Source organism: Kibdelosporangium banguiense, assembly GCF_017876405.1.
In the GTDB taxonomy this organism is placed as follows: Bacteria; Actinomycetota; Actinomycetes; order Mycobacteriales; family Pseudonocardiaceae; genus Kibdelosporangium; species Kibdelosporangium banguiense.
Genome location: NZ_JAGINW010000001.1, coordinates 7,032,474 through 7,051,656 on the forward strand (window position 1 = coordinate 7,032,474; position 19,183 = coordinate 7,051,656).

Annotated in this window: 18 protein-coding genes; 10 read left to right on the forward strand and 8 right to left on the reverse strand. The window is 66.2% G+C overall.

The features are described 5' to 3' along the window. Positions 1-334: 334 nt before the first annotated feature. Positions 335-1,555 carry an MFS transporter gene (locus tag JOF56_RS32620; RefSeq protein WP_209643287.1) on the forward strand — a complete coding sequence of 407 codons (1,221 nt, stop codon included), beginning with the start codon at positions 335-337 and terminating at the stop codon, positions 1,553-1,555. Positions 1,556-1,558: 3 nt separating this feature from the next. On the opposite strand, the gene JOF56_RS32625 is transcribed toward JOF56_RS32620, so the two are convergent. Further along, entirely contained in the window at positions 1,559-2,527 is a 969-nt protein-coding gene (locus JOF56_RS32625; protein ID WP_209643288.1) for a D-2-hydroxyacid dehydrogenase, read from the reverse strand. A 104-nt stretch (positions 2,528-2,631) separates the two neighbouring features. Here JOF56_RS32625 and JOF56_RS32630 point away from each other — a divergent pair, with 104 nt between their 5' ends. Then, on the forward strand, positions 2,632-3,042 hold the full coding sequence (locus JOF56_RS32630; protein WP_209643289.1) for a VOC family protein: 411 nt from the start codon (positions 2,632-2,634) through the stop codon (positions 3,040-3,042). Here JOF56_RS32630 and JOF56_RS32635 read toward each other — a convergent pair. Together JOF56_RS32635 and JOF56_RS32640 are read right to left on the reverse strand one after the other, a co-directional pair. Then, positions 3,034-3,867, reverse strand: coding sequence for a hypothetical protein (locus JOF56_RS32635; RefSeq protein ID WP_209643290.1), 834 nt, complete (start codon positions 3,865-3,867; stop codon positions 3,034-3,036). The genes JOF56_RS32630 and JOF56_RS32635 overlap by 9 nt on opposite strands. 78 nt (positions 3,868-3,945) lie before the next feature. Beyond that, positions 3,946-5,313: an aminotransferase-like domain-containing protein gene (locus tag JOF56_RS32640; protein ID WP_209643291.1), complete on the reverse strand. Its 1,368-nt coding sequence runs from the start codon at positions 5,311-5,313 to the stop codon at positions 3,946-3,948. 113 nt (positions 5,314-5,426) lie between these two features. Between JOF56_RS32640 and JOF56_RS32645 the strand changes: the two genes are divergently transcribed. Beyond that, positions 5,427-8,534: a S8 family peptidase gene (locus tag JOF56_RS32645; RefSeq protein ID WP_209643292.1), complete on the forward strand. Its 3,108-nt coding sequence runs from the start codon at positions 5,427-5,429 to the stop codon at positions 8,532-8,534. Here the strand turns inward: JOF56_RS32645 and JOF56_RS32650 are convergent. Next, a complete protein-coding gene (locus JOF56_RS32650; RefSeq protein WP_209643293.1) occupies positions 8,506-8,982 on the reverse strand; it encodes a DUF4383 domain-containing protein in 477 nt (158 codons plus the stop codon). The two genes, JOF56_RS32645 and JOF56_RS32650, sit on opposite strands and share 29 nt — an antisense overlap. A 230-nt stretch (positions 8,983-9,212) precedes the next feature. Here JOF56_RS32650 and JOF56_RS32655 point away from each other — a divergent pair, with 230 nt between their 5' ends. The 3 genes from JOF56_RS32655 to JOF56_RS32665 all read left to right on the forward strand — a co-directional run bounded on the left by JOF56_RS32655 (position 9,213) and on the right by JOF56_RS32665 (position 11,237). Continuing rightward, positions 9,213-9,668, forward strand: a complete 456-nt coding sequence (locus JOF56_RS32655; RefSeq protein ID WP_209643294.1) for an SMI1/KNR4 family protein — start codon at positions 9,213-9,215, stop codon at positions 9,666-9,668. Between the two features lie 104 nt (positions 9,669-9,772). Next, complete coding sequence (locus tag JOF56_RS32660) at positions 9,773-10,195, forward strand: molybdopterin-binding protein (protein WP_209643295.1); 423 nt, start codon at positions 9,773-9,775, stop codon at positions 10,193-10,195. A 10-nt stretch (positions 10,196-10,205) separates the two neighbouring features. Beyond that, complete coding sequence (locus JOF56_RS32665; protein WP_209643296.1) at positions 10,206-11,237, forward strand: CobW family GTP-binding protein; 1,032 nt, start codon at positions 10,206-10,208, stop codon at positions 11,235-11,237. Here JOF56_RS32665 and JOF56_RS32670 read toward each other — a convergent pair. Next, a complete protein-coding gene (locus JOF56_RS32670; RefSeq protein ID WP_209643297.1) occupies positions 11,175-12,635 on the reverse strand; it encodes a peptide MFS transporter in 1,461 nt (486 codons plus the stop codon). The two genes, JOF56_RS32665 and JOF56_RS32670, sit on opposite strands and share 63 nt — an antisense overlap. Before the next feature lie 65 nt (positions 12,636-12,700). Here JOF56_RS32670 and recD2 point away from each other — a divergent pair, with 65 nt between their 5' ends. Further along, the gene (recD2, locus tag JOF56_RS32675; RefSeq protein WP_307855358.1) at positions 12,701-14,908 is read left to right on the forward strand and encodes an SF1B family DNA helicase RecD2; all 2,208 of its coding nucleotides are present in this window, start codon (positions 12,701-12,703) and stop codon (positions 14,906-14,908) included. Between the two features lie 44 nt (positions 14,909-14,952). Continuing rightward, positions 14,953-15,345, forward strand: a complete 393-nt coding sequence (locus tag JOF56_RS32680; RefSeq protein ID WP_209643298.1) for a cold-shock protein — start codon at positions 14,953-14,955, stop codon at positions 15,343-15,345. Here JOF56_RS32680 and JOF56_RS32685 read toward each other — a convergent pair. Both JOF56_RS32685 and JOF56_RS32690 read right to left on the reverse strand, forming a co-directional pair. Continuing rightward, a complete protein-coding gene (locus JOF56_RS32685; RefSeq protein ID WP_209643299.1) occupies positions 15,293-15,571 on the reverse strand; it encodes a hypothetical protein in 279 nt (92 codons plus the stop codon). The two genes, JOF56_RS32680 and JOF56_RS32685, sit on opposite strands and share 53 nt — an antisense overlap. A gap of 72 nt (positions 15,572-15,643) precedes the next feature. After that, positions 15,644-16,006, reverse strand: coding sequence for a DUF1304 domain-containing protein (locus JOF56_RS32690; RefSeq protein ID WP_209643300.1), 363 nt, complete (start codon positions 16,004-16,006; stop codon positions 15,644-15,646). A 186-nt stretch (positions 16,007-16,192) separates the two neighbouring features. On the opposite strand from JOF56_RS32690, the gene JOF56_RS32695 reads away from it, so the two are divergent. Beyond that, positions 16,193-16,873: a thiamine pyrophosphate-binding protein gene (locus tag JOF56_RS32695; protein ID WP_209643301.1), complete on the forward strand. Its 681-nt coding sequence runs from the start codon at positions 16,193-16,195 to the stop codon at positions 16,871-16,873. Further along, positions 16,870-17,787 (forward strand): transketolase family protein, encoded by a 918-nt coding sequence (locus tag JOF56_RS32700; protein ID WP_372448289.1) that lies wholly within the window; start codon positions 16,870-16,872, stop codon positions 17,785-17,787. The genes JOF56_RS32695 and JOF56_RS32700 overlap by 4 nt, the downstream gene beginning before the upstream one ends. Here JOF56_RS32700 and JOF56_RS32705 read toward each other — a convergent pair. Further along, positions 17,784-19,175 carry a KamA family radical SAM protein gene (locus JOF56_RS32705; protein WP_209643302.1) on the reverse strand — a complete coding sequence of 464 codons (1,392 nt, stop codon included), beginning with the start codon at positions 19,173-19,175 and terminating at the stop codon, positions 17,784-17,786. The two genes, JOF56_RS32700 and JOF56_RS32705, sit on opposite strands and share 4 nt — an antisense overlap. Positions 19,176-19,183: the final 8 nt, after the last annotated feature.

Genomic DNA, 19,183 nt, shown 5'->3' on the forward strand with positions numbered 1-19,183 from the left:
TCCTTGCCTTCTTATGACGGGCTTGGGGTGAGGACACTCAGGACCGATTTCTGGTGCGCTGACGCGCTTTTCTTTGCTGGGGCTCGGTAACCGGGGCTCTTGCGCGACCTGGGCGCTGACCGGGGCTCGCTGGACCTTCATGGCGGGATCTGGGGCGTGGGGCTTTTCGGGCTGAGGCGCGACTTTCTGGGAATCAGTGATCATATTATCCCACCTTTGGGGCGGCGTTCGGTGATCGTTTGGTTACTGTGGGCGGACTCCTTCGGCGGTTGACACCCGGTTCGAACATATGTTCGACGGCGTGCTACTGTGCTCGGGCGTCGAAAGGGGAGTGATGATCACCAGACCGATTTCCTTGGCGGTAGTGGTGTTTTTGCTGGGGCTCAATCTGCGGCCGGCTGTGACGAGTCTGGGGGCTGCGCTGCCGGATGTGGTGACCGTGCCGGGGGTGACGGGTTTGGTCGCGGCTGTCTTGGTTGCGCTTCCCTTGTGGGCGTGTGGGTTTGGTGGTTTGATTGCGCCTTGGTTGTATGCCGCGAATGGGACACATAGGACTGTTTGGTATGCGTTGGCGCTGCTTGTGCTCGCGCAGGTTGTGCGGGTTGTCGATGGGGCGGTTCTGCTTGTGGCGGGGACTGCCTTGGTGTGCTTGTCCATCACGTTGATTGGTACCATGCTTCCTTTGTTGGTCAGGGGGAAGTCCAGTGTTTACGGTGTCTGTTACACGCTTTCGCTTGGTTGTGGGAGTACGGCGGGTGCGCTGATTACGCCCTGGTTGGTTGGGTTGTCGTCGTGGCGGGTTGGGCTTGCGTCGTGGGCGGTTCTTGCTGTCGTGACTATTCCGTTCTGGCGCAAGGTGGACAGTCCGGCTCCGCGTAAGAGTCTTGTCAGCCCGCTTGCGCTGGTGCGGTCGGGTCCGGCTTGGGCTTTGATGGTCTACTTCGGACTTGTCTCGACCGTTTCCTTTCTCGTGATGGGCTGGTTGCCCGCGATTCTGCGGGACGCCGGAATTTCGGCGGATGCTGCGGGGGCCTGCCTGAGTCTGGCGATGGTGCTGGGTTTGCCGATGATGTGGCTTGTGCCTTGGTGGGTCCACAAGGGACTTAGTCAGCCGGTTCTGCTCGCGATTCTGGTGGTGCCGGCGATGGTTGGTGTGACGGGGCTGTTGGTCGCGCCGGCCATGGTGCCGTGGTTATGGGCGACTGGTCTTGGGGTTGGGATGGGCGGCATTGCGCTTGCGCTGACCAGTATTCCGCGTCGGGCCGGCAATGATCCGGATCTCACGACGTCGTTGTCTGCGATGGTGCAGGGTGGTGGCTATCTGCTCGCGGGGGCCGGTGCGCTCGCTTGTGGACTTGTCCATGGTGCGACCAGGTCGTGGCAGGTTTCGCTGATCATGATCCTGGTTGTCCTCTGTGGACAGGCGGTGGCCGGGTTGCTCGCGGTCCGGCCGGTGATCGTCCGGTCACCGGTGATTCCGCACCAGCGCACGGCAAGCTGGCCGGTGCGGATGTCCTCCGAGCCGGGTAAACAGCCGAGCGGGTCGCGCGGCTGACGGTCAGTACCAGTTGTGCTTGTCCACGACATTGATCAACGGCCGGCCGGCGGCGAACCGCTTCGCGTTCTCGGCGATGACCGCGAACCGGCGTTGCTCACTGTGCGGCCCGGCGCCCGCGACGTGTGGCGTGATCAACACGTCCGGGCGCTGCCATAGTGGGTGGGTGTCCGGCAGCGGCTCGGTTTCGAACACGTCGAGCGCGGCCGCTGCGAGCTGCCCGGCTTCGAGTGCGGCGTTGAGCGCGTCGAGGTGCAACGTCGGGCCGCGGCCGATGTTGATCAGGTGGGCCGTGCTGCGCAGTTCGGCCAGTCGCTCCGCGTTGAACAGGCCTTCGGTCGCCGGTGTGTGCGGCACGGTGATGATGACGATGTCGGCCAGGCCTAGCTGATTGTCCAGCTCTTCGGCGGGAAGGATCTCGGCGAACCCTTCTGCCGCCTCGGTCCTGCGCGCGTCGATGCCGGTCACGCGCGTCCCGAACGCCGACAACATTCTGCCGACCTCCGCGCCGATCGCCCCGACGCCGACGACCAATGCCGTCGTCTCCGCCAGCGTGAGGACCGAACTCGGGTCCCAGTCCGGCGCCCACCGCGACTGCTCCTGTGCGCGTACATATCCGGGAATCCCACGCGCCAACGCGAGAACCAACGCCAAGGTGTGCGTGGCGACATGGTCGGTGTACGTGTCCCGCATGTTCGTGACCTGGACCGGGTGCTCGATCAACTTGGGGTGGTAGAACCTCGGCGGAGGCCCAGCCTGCGGCGCCTGCAACCACTGCAGCTTCTCGGCGTGTGCCAACAGCTCCTCAGGCAGTGCACCGTACGCCGCGTCCGCCTCTCGGAGCGCCGCGGCCACCTCTGTCGGCGTTTCGGGCCGTAGCACTCGCAGGCCAGGGACAACTTCGCCAAGTTTGGCCGGCCAGGTCGCCGTGTCGTCCTGATGCGGGGGCACCATCACCAAGGTGAAGCTCATGCACCAAACCTAACGATCTCGCCGAACCCGGGATCAAAGTGCTCAGTTGATGAGCACTTTGACGAGCAGGATGGTCCTCGACACCGAACGAGAGGAACCCCGAAATGTTGCGAGGACTCACCACCGTGACCCTGTTCGCCGACGACGTGCTCGCCGCCGTCGCCTGGTACACCGAACTGCTCGGCATCGAGCCCTACTTCGTGCGTGAGGTCGACGGCAAACCGGCCTACATGGAGTTCCGCATCGGCGACTACCAGCACGAACTCGGCATCGTCGACAGCCGTTTCGCCCCACACGGCCAGATCGAGAAGGCCGGCGGCCCGGTGACGTACTGGCACGTCGACAACGTCCACGCCGCCTTCGACCGCCTCATCGCCATGGGCGCCACCGTCCACCACGCCCCCATCGAACGCGGCCCCGGCTTCGTGCCCGCCTCCGTGATCGACCCCTTCGGCAACATCATCGGCGTGATGTACAACCAGCACTACCTGGACATCCTCGGCTCGTCACAGTGAGCGCGTGACCGGTTGCAGGCGTTGGAGGTTGGCCAGCTGGTCGCCGAGCAGGTCCGGGATGCTGAGGGCGAAGTCGCCGTTGGGTGCCGGCCAGGTGTGCTTCATGCCGATGATCTTCTCGGGCAGGAAGGCGCGTAAGGCCGGGTCGATGTCCATGCCCCAGTAGCGGAGGGGCATGCCGACCTCCTCGGGGGCGTCGTCCGCGCCGAAGATGAGCCAGTGGTCTGTGGCCACGGTGGCGGTCAGGTCCGGGACGCCGCCTGTGTGGGCGTCGAGGGACGGCATCACGATCCAGTCGGAGTAGGGCGGCGGGTACCAGATCAGCAGCGGGTTCGCGCGGTATGCCTCGGCGTTGTCGAAGCAGCACAACACAATGCTGTGGTACGGGTACATCTTCGCGTAGAACTCGAACAAGGCCGGGTCCAGCGGCGGGCGCTTGTTCGGCGGCACACGGCTGAGGGCGGCTGGAATCTGGGTCGGATCCTCGGCGAGCACGATTGTGTAGATGTCGTGGTCGAAAACCTGGACCGGGGCCGCCGCAGGCGCCCCGCCCTGCTGTGAGCCGTAGCCACCTCCGGCGGCGACCGGCTGCAGGACCCGGACCATCTCGTCGAGGATGCCGCGGTGCTTCTCGCCCACCCACAGGAAGTTGTCCTGGGTCAGGTTCGCGGGAATGTGCAGCACCATGGCATTCGGCGTGCGCGCGAGATTGACCGCCTTGTTCTGATATCCCAGAACTTCGATCGGGCCGAGGACCGGGTGGTTCTTGCGCCCGGCGTACAGGATCGTGGCTGTGAACTCCGCTGGGGCCATTGAGATGCACACGCGGTGAACGTACCAAGCAGGCCCTTCTCGCAGGCTCGGAACCGGAAAGAAACCGCCTATATGTACGTATGAATACCTCTAGCTGGGGAGTTCGCGTAGCACGTTGAGCAATGCCTGCACTGTGCCGCCGAAAGCGTTCTTGGCCGGTGCGCCATAGCCCACGATCAGGCCGTGCCTGTCCGGCGACGGGTTCATCCAGCACTTCCTGAGGGTCTCGATGGCCAGGGAATGCCTGCGTGCGACGGACGGAACCTCGGCTTCGGCTGCTGCGGACAGTGGCAGCGTGAGCTGCAGGCCGGCTGAGATCCCTTCCGGGACAACGCTTTGCGGGAGCGCGGCGACCAGTGTGTCCCTTCTGGACCGGTACTCCAGGCGGCAGCGGCGGACATGCCGGTCGTACGCCCGGGAGCTGATCATGTCGGCGAGCACGAGCTGGTCGAGCAAAGGCGGGAACGCCCCGCTCTCGATCAGTGCGGCGACGACCGGTTCGACCAGGCCGCGGGGGAGCACCAGCCAGGCCAGCCGGAGCGACGGCGCCAGGGTCTTGCTCGCGGTCCCGGCGTAGATCACGCGTTCCGGCGCGAGTGCCTGCAGCGCACCGACTTGCTGACGGTCGTACCGGAACTCGCCGTCGTAATCGTCCTCGATGACCACGGCTCCGGTCCGTGTCAGCGCGGTCCTGCGTGAGGGTGCCAGGGTGACGCCCATCGGCGCCTGGTGCGCGGGCGTGACGACCACGACCGGGCTGCTCAGCTCCGCGACCCGCATGCCGTGTTTGTCAACGGGCACACCGGTGATCCGCTGCCCGGTCGACGCGGCAAGGTCGCGGAACCAGCGGAACGACGGGTCTTCGAAAGCCATTTCCTTGATACCGATGTCCTGCAAGGCCCGGCCGAGCACAGCCAACGCGTGCGAGAAACCCGCGCAGATCACCATTCGCGCGGGATCCGCCAGCACGCCACGGCTACGGCCGAGGTACGCCGACAAAGCCGAACGCAGCACAGAAGATCCGCGCGGTTCGCCGTAACCGAACGTCTCGTTGGGCGTGTGCTGCAGCACACGCTTGGTCGAAGCCAGCCAAAGGTCGCGCGGGAACAACGAGGAGTCCGGCAGGCCTGCCATCAACGTCCAGCGCCGTTTGGATTCCCTGACATACACGGGATTCGGCTGGGACAGCGGTTCGGAGCCCGCAGTGGCGACTCGGGTCGGCGCGCCCTGACTGGTCTGCAGGTAGCCCTCGGCCGCCAGGTCGGAGTACACGCGCGTGACCGTGCCTCGGGCGACACCAAGGTCATGCGCGAGCGCACGCGTCGACGGCACGATCGCGCCCGGACGCCAACGCCCGTCGCGGATCGCCGTCCGTACGGCTTTGGCCAGCCCTTGCCTGCCGCTGCCAGGTGTCCAGTCCAGGTGTACGTCGACCGAACTGGACCACTCCGCCGTCATGAAAATGGACCTTACCTGTGTACAAGTAGCGGTCACTGGTAATTGGCAAATCACCACCCGCCTGGGCTGAACCGGTAAGCAGTGAAGTTGACCAGTCAGCTCTGGGAGGGTGCATGCGGCGTTTCCTCGCGATCAGCGTCGTCTTGGCGGCGAGCCTGACCGGACCGCCTGCGTCGGCCGCCCCGGCTGCCGTACCGGCCCAGCCGACGGACATGATCACGCTGGTCACCGGCGATCAGGTCCTGCTGGGCGGCGCGGGCGGTGCGACGATCCGCCCGGCGAAGGGCAGGGAACGCGTCCGGTTCCTGACGCAACGAGACGTCCGGGGCGATGTCCACGTCACGCCGCTCGACGCCATGCCGATGCTGCGATCCGGGCAGTTGGACGCCCGGCTGTTCAACGTCAGCGCACTGCTCAAGCACGGCTTCGGCGACGCCGCCCGGCCGGATATCCCGCTGATCGTCGGCGGAACGCCTGGTACCCAGACTCTGGCCAGCATCGGCGCGTCCGCGGTGACTGTGGCCAAGAACAGCACTTTCTGGAACAGCAGGCAGGCTTCCCGGATCCGGCTGGACGGCCCGGTCCGCGCCACCCTGGACAAGAGCGTCCCGCAGATCGGGGCACCTTCGGCCTGGCAGGCCGGGCTGACCGGCAAGGGCACCAAGGTCGCCGTGCTGGACACCGGAATCGACTCGGCACACCCGGATCTGGCCGACGCGGTCATCGAGGCGCGCGACTTCAGCAACAGCACGACAGGCCCGGCCGACAAGTACGGTCACGGCACGCACGTGGCCTCGATCGTGACCGGCAAGAACGACAAGTACACCGGAGTCGCGCCGGACACCAAGCTGCTCAACGGAAAAGTGCTCGGCGACCGTGGCAACGGCAACGAGTCCAACGTCATCGCCGGGATGCAGTGGGCCGCGGCCGGTGGCGCCCAGGTGATCAACATGAGCCTGGGCAGTGATTTCCCCAGTGACGGCACCGATATCGTGTCGCAGGCGGTCAACACCCTGACCGCGCGGTACGGCTCGCTTTTTGTCGTCGCCTCAGGCAACACAGGCGGCATCGTGGGCCCGCCCGCCGCCGCGGATGCCGCGTTGACGGTGGGCGCGGTCGACTCCGCGGATGTCCTGGCGCCGTTCTCCAGCCGTGGACCGAGATTCGGTGATGACGCGATCAAGCCGGACATCACCGCGCCCGGCGTGAACATCGTCGCGGCCAAGGCGAAGGGCAGCTTCCTGGACGGCAAACTGCCCAACGTCGGCGAAAACCACTTTGTGATGTCCGGAACCTCGATGGCGGCACCGCATGTGGCGGGCGCGGCAGCGATTCTCGCCGGGCAGCACCCGGCTTGGAAGGCCGCGGACCTCAAGGCCGCCTTGATGAACAGCGCCAAGGCACAGCCGAACGTGTCGGTCTTCGAGCAGGGCGCGGGCCGGGTCGACGTCGCCCAGGCCGTCACCCGGACCGTGCACGCCACTCCAGCCAGTTTCAGCAACGGAATCGTGCAGTGGCCGCACAACGACGACAAACCGATCAACAACGTCCTGACCTATCACAACACCGGCACGGTCCCGGTCTCGGTGACACCCGTGGTCGATGTGCTCGACCCAGCCGGAAAGGCCGCGCCTGCGGGAATGTTCACCGTCACCCCGGCGACAGTTGTTGTGCCGCCTGGTGGTCAGGCGCAGGCGACCGTCACGATCGACACCACGGTCAACGCCACCGACGGCATCTTCAGCGGTGTTGTCGTCGCAGACGGTGTTCGTACGCCGATTTCGCTGACCCGCGAGGCGGAGAGCTACAACGCCAAACTGAACTTCGTCGGGTTCGACGGCAAACCGACCGCCGACTACGCCGTCCGGATCGTCGACTCCACGCAACCCGTTTCCTACCAACGGTATGACGCGTCCGGGAACCTCACTGTGCGGCTGCCCAAGGGCCGGTACTTCGTGGAAGCCCAGATGCTCGGCGTGGGCCGGCTGATGGCCATCCTGACCGAGCCGGACGTGGATCTGAGCGGGGACGTCTCGCTGACGCTGGACGGCCGGGAGGCCAAACCGATCGGGCTGGTCCTCGACCGGGTCAACCAGCAGTCGGCCGAGACCTTCGTGGAGCTCAGCCGGACCATGTCGTGGGGCGAGCTGACCAGCGCCGTGTACACGTCGTTCGACGATGTGATGGTCCGGCCTTCCAAGTCCGCTCTGCCAGGGAAGTTCCGGTACTCGGTCGGTGGCAGGTTCGCCGGCGGCAAGGACAGCACCTATCTGTACAACGTCCGGGGCGACGTCGACGGTCATGTTCCCGCCGATCCGGTGGTGCGGGTCCGGGACAAGGACCTGGTCAGGGTCCGTTCGGTGCATGCCGCGACCAGGCCGGATTCGGTGGGCAACCGTGAGTACATGATCGAGCGGCCGCTTCCGTACACATTGGACGAACTCTACTCGCCGGGTGTCCCGTGGAGTTCCTCGTTCAGTGAGACGAGGTCCGGCGAGTTCGTGCAGAACATCTTCACGAGCGCGCCACGGAGTTTCTCGCACAACGGCACGGAACGGTGGAACCATGGGGTGTTCGGGCCTGATCTGCCGGACAACCCGGGCAGGCCGTTCCGTTACGCCAGCAGGCTGGGCGACAGCCTGGTCTTCCAGATCCCGGCGTTCAGCGACTCGGGTGTCGACCGGGAGGGTTTCTCGGCCCATGCCGGCAGCACCAAGTTGTTCCGCGGCAACGAAGAGATCGGCTCGGCGCCCGGTAGCGGCAGTGGCGTGTACGAAGTTCCCGCCGGGCCGGCGACCTACCGCCTGCACTCCGAGTCCACTCGGGACAGAGCGTTGAGCAGCAAGATCGTGGTGGACTGGACGTTCCAGTCCGACACGGTCGACGAACCGCATCCGCAGCCGTTGCCGTTGATGGCCGTACGATTCGCGCCAAGCCTGGACACCGCCGGTAAGGCCTACCGATTCCTGCCCACCATCGTGCCGATCGGTATCAGCACGAACAATCTCAAGACAACGGCATGGCCCACCAGAATCCAGGTCTCGCACGACAAAGGCACGACGTGGCGGCCCGCCCCGCTGATCTCACTAGGCGGCAAGTGGTACACCGTGCTCCTGCATTCGTGGGCCGCCGAATCGGTCTCGTTGCAGGCTAGCGCCCGCGACACAGCCGGTAACGCCGTGTCACAGACTGTCATCGACGCTTTCCTGCTGAAGGGCTGAGGCCCATTTTGATCAGGGTCAGGCCGCTGAGCGCGATCATGCCGGTGCCCAGGACCAGGTGCAGCCAGTTGTCGGCATCGTTGACCGGCATGAAGTTGCCACCGCTGCGCAGGTCGATCAGCATGCCGTAGAGGTACAGCAGCAGGTAGACCAGTCCACCGACGAGGAGGTAACGCCGCGCCCCACGCAACGTGCGGCCCATCCTCAGGCCCGCCACCCCGAACGCCAGGTGGACGACGTTGTGCAGGACGGAGATCAGGAACACGCCGAGCAGCATCGCGCCCGAGCCCTGCCCGGCGACAGTGATCTGGCCCAGCCCCGAGGTGATGCCTGGGGTGAATCCGAGCAGCCCGAGCAACAGGAACACCGCACCGACGCCGGCGGCCGCCTGCTGGCCTGGATGTGGCCGCGGGCGCCTGTGAGCCCTGGCCGGCTGCTCAACCTTCATGGCTGTGGCGTACCCAGCCCGCACGCAGGTGAACCCGGAAATTTCTGCAATGGTCCTGCAATCGGGCCGGGGGAGACTTCCTTGTGTCACCGGGGCTCACGCCACCGCAACTGTGAGCCCCGGCGACTGCTTGTGACAGGGCCGGCGCCCGCACTACCCCCCAGAGTGGGGTGCCGGCCCGCGCGGCTCGCTACAGTGCCCCGGACAGTCGCAAAAGGATCGGGGTTGCGATGCGGACCGTGGCGCAGGCGTGGGACAACTGGCTGAAGGCGTTGGAATCGCACGGGTTCGACGCCCGTGGGATGACCAGGCCCAGCGCGTCCGATGAGGACATCCCAGCCGCCGTCGCCGCTCTGTACCAACTCAGCGACGGCCAGACCGAGTCGTGGCGCAGCGAGCTGCCCGGCGCCACGGACCTGTTCCCAAGCTCCCGGTTCCTGCCGGCCGCCGAGGCACGGGACCTCTGGCCGGAGTGGGCCGATCTCGGCGTGCCCTTCGCTCTGGACGCCGGTGGTGGCTGCCTCGCGGTCGACCTGGCCGGTCAGGTGGTCGTGCTCGATCCGGACGAACCACCGCGGGTCGTCGCCCCCGATCTGGTGGCGTACCTCGAGGCGCTCGCGGAGTATCCGCTCGAGATCGAGGACGACGAGGGCGACCTGATCTGGGACGCGCCAGGCCTCCGGTAGATCGATCCGCAAAATCGGATTGATAGTCACGATAGACCCGCAGAAGCGGAAAACGCCCGTTCGGAGGATTCTCTGCGCCTGGGTGCGGACCTAGCGTGGGAACCATGGCTGGTCTGACGGTGACCGGCGCTGTCCAGGCGCCGGGAACCACGGTGTCGATCATGGACCTGGACGCCGACGCCCAGGGACCGATGCATGTGCACTACGTGACGCGCAGTTGCGACCGGATGGATCAGGTGCACGGCGTGGTGGTGCACTCGCTGCTGTCGCGGATCGGGCTGGCCGTGCGGGACGAGCCGAAAATGGACCACCTGATGTTCCTGGTCCTGGTCAGCGGCGAGGACGGGTATCAGGTCGTGCTGTCGTGGGCGGAGCTCGACCCCGAGTTCGGCGCGTGCTCGGCCGTGCTGGCCACCCGGTACAACGGCTGCCGGCTGGAGCTGCCGACGCTGGTGATGCCGCGTGACGGCCGGGGGAGCAGGTACGTGCGGCTGGTGTCCCGGCTGCACGTGATGCGGGCTGGGTAGAGTCTGGCCTGTGATTCCGGTTGTGCTGCTCACCGGCTTCCTGGGCTCGGGCAAGACGACACTGCTCAACCACCTGCTGGCCACCGCGCGCGGCACCCGGATCGGGGTGATCGTCAACGACTTCGGCCAGATCAACGTGGACGCGATGAGTGTGGCAGGCCAGGTCGACTCGATGATCTCGCTGGGCAACGGCTGCCTGTGCTGTGTGGCCGACACCTCCGACATGGACGAGATGCTCGACCGGCTGGCCGCCGCCCGGCTCGACGTCATCGTGATCGAGGCCAGCGGGCTGGCCGACCCGCAGACGATGGTCCGCAAACTGCTGGCCAGCAAGGACACCCGGGTCCGATACGGCGGCCTGGTGACGGTGCTGGACGCGGCCGGGTTCCGGGCCACGCATGCCGAACACCCGGAGCTGGCCCGGGCGTTGAAGATCGCCGATCTGCTGGTGCTCAACAAGACCGACCAGGCCGCCTCGGTGACCGGGCTGATCGCCGAGATCAGGACGCACAACGGTGACTGCCCGATCGTGCCTGCCACGCACGGCCGGATCGATCCCGAGCTGCTGTTCGACCGGGCACCGGAGCTGCCGGTGGCCCGCCAGCTGTCGTTCGACGACCTCGTCGACCATTCCGATCACGCGCACGCGGTCTACCAGACGGTCACGTTCACCGCCGAAGAACCCATGCATCCGGTTCTGCTGATGGATTTCCTCGACAACCAGCCGGCCGGGCTCTACCGGATGAAGGGTTTTGTCCACTTCGGACTTCCCGGCCACACCGACCGGTTCGGCCTGCAGACGGTCGGCAACTACCTGCGGTTCCACCGTTCACCGTGGCCACGCGGGCAGAAGCCGTTGACACAGCTTGTGCTGATCGGCAAGGACATCGACGAGACCGCCGTGGACTGGCTGCGGGCCTGTGTCCAGACCGGCCCCGTCGACGCCGACGACATGCTGTGGATCACGCGTTACTCGGACTCAGTGGACGCCTTTCATGAGCCGGCGGAGCAGTGGGCTGAGCGCGAAGAGGACGACGCCTAGCACGATCGCCGCCGCGCCGAGGATGCCGAAGTACGCGGGCTCGTTGTCCGGGCTGTAGTACGCGGCGAGCTCACCCGCGACGGACGAACCCAGCGCGATCGACAGGTAGAACAACGCGACCATCTGCGCGCCGAACGCCTTGGGCGCGAGTTTCGTGCTCGCGGACAGGCCGACCGGCGACAGGCACATCTCGGCGATCGCGAACACCAGCAGGATCAACGCCAGCAGCAGCGGGTTCACCGCCGCGCCGGCACTGGTGGCACTGATCGCGACCATCAGCAGGAACGCCACGCCCATCCCGGCGACCCCGAGTGAGAACTTCACCGTCGTACTCGGCTGGCGTTCGCCGAGCTTGGTCCACAGGTACGCGAACAGCGGCGCGAGGATGATCACGCACGCGGGTTCGACGGAGTTGAACACCGCAGGCGGGATGTGGAAACCGAGCGCGTCCAGGTTCACCCGCGTGTCGGCGTAGATCGGCAGCACGGTGAACTGCTGCTGGAACAGGGCCCAGAACCCGAAGCTCACGATGAACAACGGGATGAACGCGAACACCCGGCTGCGCTCCACCGAGGTGATCTTGCGGCTGCCCAGGATGATCGCGAAATAGACGATCGTCGCCGCGAGAACCACCCACGTGACGACCGTCGGCAGGTTGTCCGTCGTCACCGCGCCGCTGACCACCAGCACGGCTATGACGACCACGCCCACCGCGATCAGCGCGAGCGAACGCAGCCGCGCCGCACCGGTCAGTGGGTTGGGCACCACGCGAGCGTCCTGCCCGAGGTTGCGCCGCCCGAGCACGTACTGCACAAGCCCGGCTGCCATGCCGACCGCAGCGGCACCGAAGCCGAGGTGGAAGCCGACGGACGTCTGCAGCCAACCGGTCACGATCGGCCCGAACATAGCCCCGATGTTCACACCCATGTAGAACAGCGAGAATCCGGCGTCCCGGCGTTCGTCGCCGTCCGGGTACAGCGTTCCGACCAGGGCCGACACATTCGACTTCAGCCCGCCCGTGCCGATGATCACCAGCAACAGGCCGACGGCCACCCCGGTCAGGCCCGGGATCAGGGCCAGCGCGATGTGCCCGAACATGATGAACAGGCCGCCGAAGAACACCGTGCGTTCCGCGCCGAGCAGCCGGTCGGCGACCCACGCTCCACCGACCGACGCCAGATACACCAGCCCGCCGTACGCCCCGACCAGCCCGGCCGCCGTGGCCTGGGACAACCCCAGCCCGCCCTCGGTGGCGCTGTAGTACAGGTAGTACGCGAGGATCGCCTGCATCCCGTAGAAGGAGAACCGTTCCCACATCTCGGTACCGAACAGGTTCGCCAGTGCCCGAGGGTGCCCGAAAAATCCGCGTTGTGATGTTTCAGTAACCGGCTTAGTCACGTTAGGTCACGATACGCCGAACGGGGTAACCCGGCTGATCGGTGTCCTTGTGATATTGCTTTGGCGTGGGTGCGAACGAGCCGTTCCGGGGTGCTGTGCTGGAAGCGGTGCTGGAGCGGATCACGTACGCCAACGAGGACACCGGGTACACCGTGGCCCGGGTGGATACCGGCCGGGGCGGGGATCTGGTCACCGTGGTCGGGGCCTTGCTGGGGGCGCAGCCGGGGGAGTCGATCCGGATGCGGGGGCGCTGGGGCTCGCATCCGCAGTACGGCAAGCAGTTCCACGTTGACGACTACACGACGGTGCTGCCCGCCACGATCCAGGGGATCCGGCGGTATCTGGGATCCGGGCTGATCAAGGGGATCGGGCCGGTGCTGGCCGACCGGATCGTCGAGTACTTCGGGGTGGACGCGCTCGATGTGATCGAGCAGCAGCCGCAGCGGCTGATCGAGGTGCCCAAACTCGGGCCCAAACGGACCAAGCTGATCGCCGCGGCCTGGGAGGAGCAGAAGGCCATCAAGGAGGTGATGGTCTTCCTGCAGGGCGTCGGCGTCTCGACCTCGCTCGCGGTGCGGATCTTCAAGCAGTACAACGAGAAGTCCATCGACGTCGTGCGGGAGGAGCCGTACCGGCTGGCGTCGGACGTGTGGGGGATCGGGTTCCGGACCGCGGACACCATCGCCAAGGCGGTCGGCATCCCGCACGACAGTCCACAGCGGATCAAGGCGGGCCTGCAGTTCACCCTTTCGGAGTCCACTTCCGACGGTCACTGCTACCTGCCTGAGCACCGGCTGATCGCCGAGGCCGTGAAGATCCTGCAGGTCGACACTGGCGCGGTGATCGACTGCCTGGCGGAGTTGGTCGACGAGGAGGGCGTCGTGCGGGAGGTGTTGCCCGAGGAAGATGACGAAGTCGCGATCTATCTCGTGCCGTTCCATCGGGCGGAGATCTCCCTGGCAGGTCAGCTGCGACGGCTGCTCAACGACGACGCCGACCGGATGTCCGCGTTCGCCACTGTCGACTGGGACCGGGCGCTGGCCTGGCTGCGCAAGCGGACCGGCTCGGATCTCGCCCCTGAGCAGGAACAGGCCGTCCGGCTGGCGTTGACGAGCAAAGTCGCCGTACTGACCGGTGGGCCGGGTTGCGGCAAGAGCTTCACTGTCCGGTCCATAGTGGAGCTCGCCGCCGCCAAACAGGCCCGTGTCGTGCTGGCCGCGCCGACCGGACGTGCGGCCAAGCGACTGAGCGAACTCACGGGACACGAAGCCAGCACTGTGCACCGGCTGCTGGAACTCAAGCCTGGCGGCGACGCGGCCTACGACAAGGACCGCCCGCTCGACGCCGACCTGGTCGTGGTCGACGAGGCGTCCATGGTGGACCTGCTGCTGGCGAACAAGCTGGTCAAAGCACTCGCGCCGGGCACGCACCTGCTGCTGGTCGGCGACGTCGACCAGTTGCCGTCGGTCGGCGCGGGGGAGGTGCTGCGGGACATGCTCGCGACCGGAACACCGATTCCACACGTCCGGCTCACGCACATCTTCCGGCAGGCCCAGGAGTCCGGTGTGGTCACCAACGCACACCGCATCAACGCGGGCGAACACCCGCACACCAAGGGGCTCAGCGACTTCTTCCTGTTCTCCGTCGACGACATCGAGGAAACCGCGACACTCACCGTCGACATCGTGGCCAACCGGATTCCGCGCAAGTTCGGTCTGGATCCACGCCGTGACGTGCAGGTCCTTGTTCCCACTCACCGAGGACCGGCCGGCGCGGGCTCGCTGAACTCGCTGCTGCAGGAGGCTCTGACGCCGTCGAAACCGAATCTGCCCGAGCGCAGGTTCGGCGGACGGGTGTTCCGGGTCGGCGACAAGGTCACCCAGATTCGTAACAATTACGACAAAGGTGCCAACGGGGTCTTCAACGGAACTCTGGGCGTTGTGACCGGATTGGACACAGTGGAACAGACGCTGACGGTGCGCACCGACGAGGACGAGGAAGTCGGCTACGAGTTCAGCGAGCTCGACGAGCTGACCCACGCCTACGCGGTGACTATTCATCGTTCGCAAGGCAGCGAGTACCCGTGTGTCGTCATCCCCATTACCACGAGCGCCTGGATGATGCTCCAGCGCAACCTGCTCTACACGGCTGTGACCAGGGCAAAGAAGATTGTCGTGCTGGTCGGCTCGGCCCGGGCGATCGGCCAGGCCGTCCGTACCGCGAGCACCGGCCGCCGCTTTACCACGCTCGACCACCGGCTTCAGCCGAGATGATGTAACGTACAGCTGAGTCGGTTTGTTTGTTGGTGAGGTGTGTTGTGATTTCTGGCAAAGTGCTGAGGTTCGACGATGTCCGTGGCTACGGCTTCATCGCCCCGGACGACGGCGGCGAAGACGTTTTCATGCATGCCAACGATCTTCGCGACGAGAAGTTCCTGTTCACGCCCGGTACCGCGGTCGAGTTCGACGTGGTCGAAGGCGACCGCGGCCTGAAGGCATCGTCGGTCAAGATTCTCGATCGCAGTCCGGCGCGGACCTCGGCCGGCCAGGACGACGAGGTCATGTGCGATGTGCTGTCGCCGCGCGAGCTGATGCAGGAGCTCACCGAGGCCCTGCTGGAGTCCGCGCCGACGCTCACCGCGGCCCAGATCGTCCAGGTCAGGCAGCGGATCGCCAAACTCGCCCACGCCCACGGCTGGCTGGAGTCCTAAGTAGATCACCCAGCACTGGGTCCACTTCGAACAGTTCCGCGTGCGCCAGCGCCCGCAGCACAAGAAGATCGCCCTGAGTTTCCGGCTCAGAGGTGGTGCCGAGGGCCTGGGTGCACACGTCGATCGCGTCGGCTGGACGGCCCAGCGCGGTCAACGCCCGTGCCCGGTTGGCAGCAGTCGTCTGTTCGGCGACCAGCTGACGCACGCGTTCCCGGCTTTCGCTCATGCCCGGCTCCCTCCCGCACTCACCCATCGCGCGTTCAGTGGCACTGTTACGGGCCGGGCACGCGAATCCCCGTCAGTGGGCGAGCAGCACCAGGATCAAGCCGATCGTGGCGGGCACGGTCTGCACGAAAAGGATCCGCTTGCTGGCGGTCGCGGCCCCGTAGAGGCCCGCGATCATCACGCAGATCAGGAAGAACACCGCGAACTGGAAGCCGGTGGTGCCACCCGCGATCAACGCCCACACCAGACCGGCCGCCAGGAAGCCGTTGTACAGCCCCTGGTTGGCCCCGAGCACCGCGGTCTTCTCGGCGAAGTCCTTCTCCAGCCCGAACGCCTTCATGCCCCGTGGCGTGGTCCACAGGAACATCTCCAGCACCAGAATGTAGGCGTGGATCGCGGCCACCAGGCCGATCACGATATTGGCCGCCACCTGCATCGGGCCGTCCTCCTCAGTCCGTCAACCGGAGAACCTCCCCGGGTCGGCGTGATCGTACCGGCAGCGTCCGGCCCTGGCATGTGCCGACTTCGGTTATGACTACCACCACAGTGCAATCCAGACGTGACGAAAAGCAGGAAAGGCACTCCTTGACTTCGAGCCAGGTTGAGGTTGCAGAGTGAGGGCATGGTGACGGCGCAGATGGCTCAGCTGGCCGGGTTGTTTCGACGGATGACGGGGGACGAGAAGCATGAGTGGGCCGCGGCCTCGACATTGGATGTCCTGTGGGTGCTGTACGACCGGGTGCTGAACGTGTCGCCCGACCGGGCGAACGATCCTGACCGGGACCGGTTCCTGCTGTCGAAGGGGCACGGGCCGATGGCGTACTACGCCGTGCTGGCCGCCAAGGGGTTCATCGACGAGTCCATTTTGGATCAGTGGACGGAGTTCGGGTCGCCGCTGGGCCAGCATCCGGACCGGACGCTGGTCGACGGGGTGGAGATCAGCAGCGGGTCGTTGGGGCACGGGCTGGCGCTCGGGGCCGGTGTGGCGTTGGGGTTGCGGGCGCAGGCGAGGCGGTCTCGCGTCGTGGTGCTGATGGGTGACGGTGAGCTGGATGAGGGCAGCAACCATGAGGCGATCGCGCTGGCCGGTCGGCTTGGGCTGGATCGGCTGACGGTCGTGGTGATCGACAACGGGACCTCCAGTCACGGCTGGCCCGGCGGGATCTCCAGGCGTTTCAGTGTCGAGGGGTGGCGGACGGCCACAGTGGACGGGCGCGATCACGAAGCACTTTTCCATGCGTTGACAACAGAACTGAACGGCATGCCGACCGCGGTCGTGGCCACAGTGGGGAGTGACGAATGAAAGAGGGGGACACGGGCGAGACCGGCGCGATGCGGGTCGTCTTCGTGGAGGTGGTCAAGGAGGAACTCGACCGGAACCCGAATCTGGCCGTCGTCACCGCCGACATCTCGGCGTCGGCATTCGACAAGGCCCGGGCGCAGTACCCCGATCGGGTGGTCAATGTCGGTATCCGGGAGCAGACCATGATCGGGGTGGCCGGAGGCCTGGCGCTGGCCGGACTGCGCCCGGTGGTGCACAGCTACGCGCCGTTCCTGGTCGAGCGGCCGTTCGAGCAGATCAAGCTCGATCTCGGCCACCAGGAGGTCGGCGCTGTGCTGGTCAGCATCGGTGGCTCGTACGACGATCCGGTGTGGGGCCGGACGCATCAGGCACCCGGTGACGTGGCATTGATCGACTCGCTGCCGGGCTGGACTGTGCACGTGCCAGGGCACTGGGCGGAGGTGGAGCCCTTGCTACGTAAGGCGTTGGCCGATGACAACCGTGTCTACATGAGACTCTCGACGCGCAGCAACGCCGAGTCGGTCTCCACCTCAGCGGGATTCGCCGCTGTCCGGCAAGGCAAGGACGGTGTGGTGATCGCTGTCGGGCCGGTGCTCGACCAGGTCCTGGCTGCGGTGTCCACTTTGGATGTCACGGTGCTCTACGCGTCGACGATCCGGCCGTTCGACCACTTCGGGCTGCTGACCGCGGCACGCGCGGCCAGCCCGAACATCGTTCTGGTGGAACCGTATCTGCGTGGCACGTCAGCCCATGAGGTGTCGAACGCGCTGGTCAGCATGCCGCATCGGCTGCTTTCCCTTGGCGTGGAACGCGACACCGAGCCGCACGCCTACGGCACGCCCGAGGACCACGACCGGATCCACGGGCTGCACGCCGAAGGCATCGCTCAGGCCGTCGGGACTTTCCTCGCCTAGGCCTGCTGGGTGGACCACCACTCCTGTCCCTCGTCGGACAGGGTGCCGATCGGGTCGTAGTACGGGTACTGGCGGTCAAGGGCTTCCGGATCGTTGAGCTCGATCCCGGTCCGGTAGTTCTTGGTCCAGTAGGAGATCCCGCGCACGCGGTCGTAGTCGTGCAGCTGGTGCACCCAACGTTTGCCGACGTACGGCACATCGCACACGATTCGCGGCGTGGCATACCCGGGCAGGTAGCCCATGATGGCGTGCTGCAGGTCCTGCGCCTCCCACACCGCGACGCGCCAGTGCTCGGCGTTCGGGATCATGTCGCACATGTAGAAGTAATACGGCAGGATGTTGGCTTCCCCTTGCAGGGCAAAGCAAAGGTCGAGCAGATCGGCCGGGGTCGCGTTCACGCCGCGCATCAGCACGCCCTGGTTGCGCACATCCCGCACACCGACTTCGAGCGCGGTCCGGGCGGCCTCGGCGACCAGCGGCGTCACCGACTGGACATGGTTGACGTGCGTGTGGATCGCCAGGTTCACGCCACGCCGCTGGGCGGTGCGGGCGACACGCTCGAGCCCTTCGACCACTTTGGGCTGCAGCCAGTGCTGGGGCAGACCGGCCAGTGCCTTGGTGGCCAGCCGGATGTCGCGGACCGTGTCGATGTCCATCAGTCGCATGAGGAACGACTCGAGCTGGTGCCACGGCACATTCGCCACGTCCCCGCCGGAGACCACGACGTCACGCACGCCCGGGGTCTTCTTCAGGTACGTGATCATCTCGTCCTGCCGGTCCACCGGCTTGAGTGTGAGCTTGTGCTTGTCGATGAGCGCGGTGGAGTTGCCGACCAGGTCCATCCGCGTGCAGTGCCCGCAGTACTGCGGGCATGTGGACAGCAGTTCGGCCAGGACCTTGGTGGGGTAGCGGTGGGTCAACCCCTCGACGACCCACATCTCCGCTTCGTGCAAGGAATCCCGGGACGAGTACGGGTGATTCGGCCAGCGTGGCTCGCGGTCGCTGCGCACCGGGAGCATGTAGCGGCGGACCGGGTCGGCGTAGAACGCCTCGGTGAACTTGGTCTGGTCCACACCCGCGTCCGGCGCCATGGTGTTGAGCATCTGCGGTGGCAGCAGCATCGACATCGTCGCCAGGTTCTCCTGGTCGGCCGCGAGGTCGTCGTAGAAACGCTCGTCGAGCAGGTCGCCGGCCGTCGCGCGTAGCTGCTTGATGTTGCGCAGACAGTGCACGCGCTGCCACTGGGCGTCACGCCACTGGGCTTCGGTGACGTCCTGCCAGCCCGGGAAGCGGCGCCAGTCGGGCTCCACCAGGGCGCGCCGGGCGTACGAATACGGCTGCTCACCAGCGGCCTGGACAGCTGCCGTGACGGTGGTCGCTGCAGTCATCTCTTCTC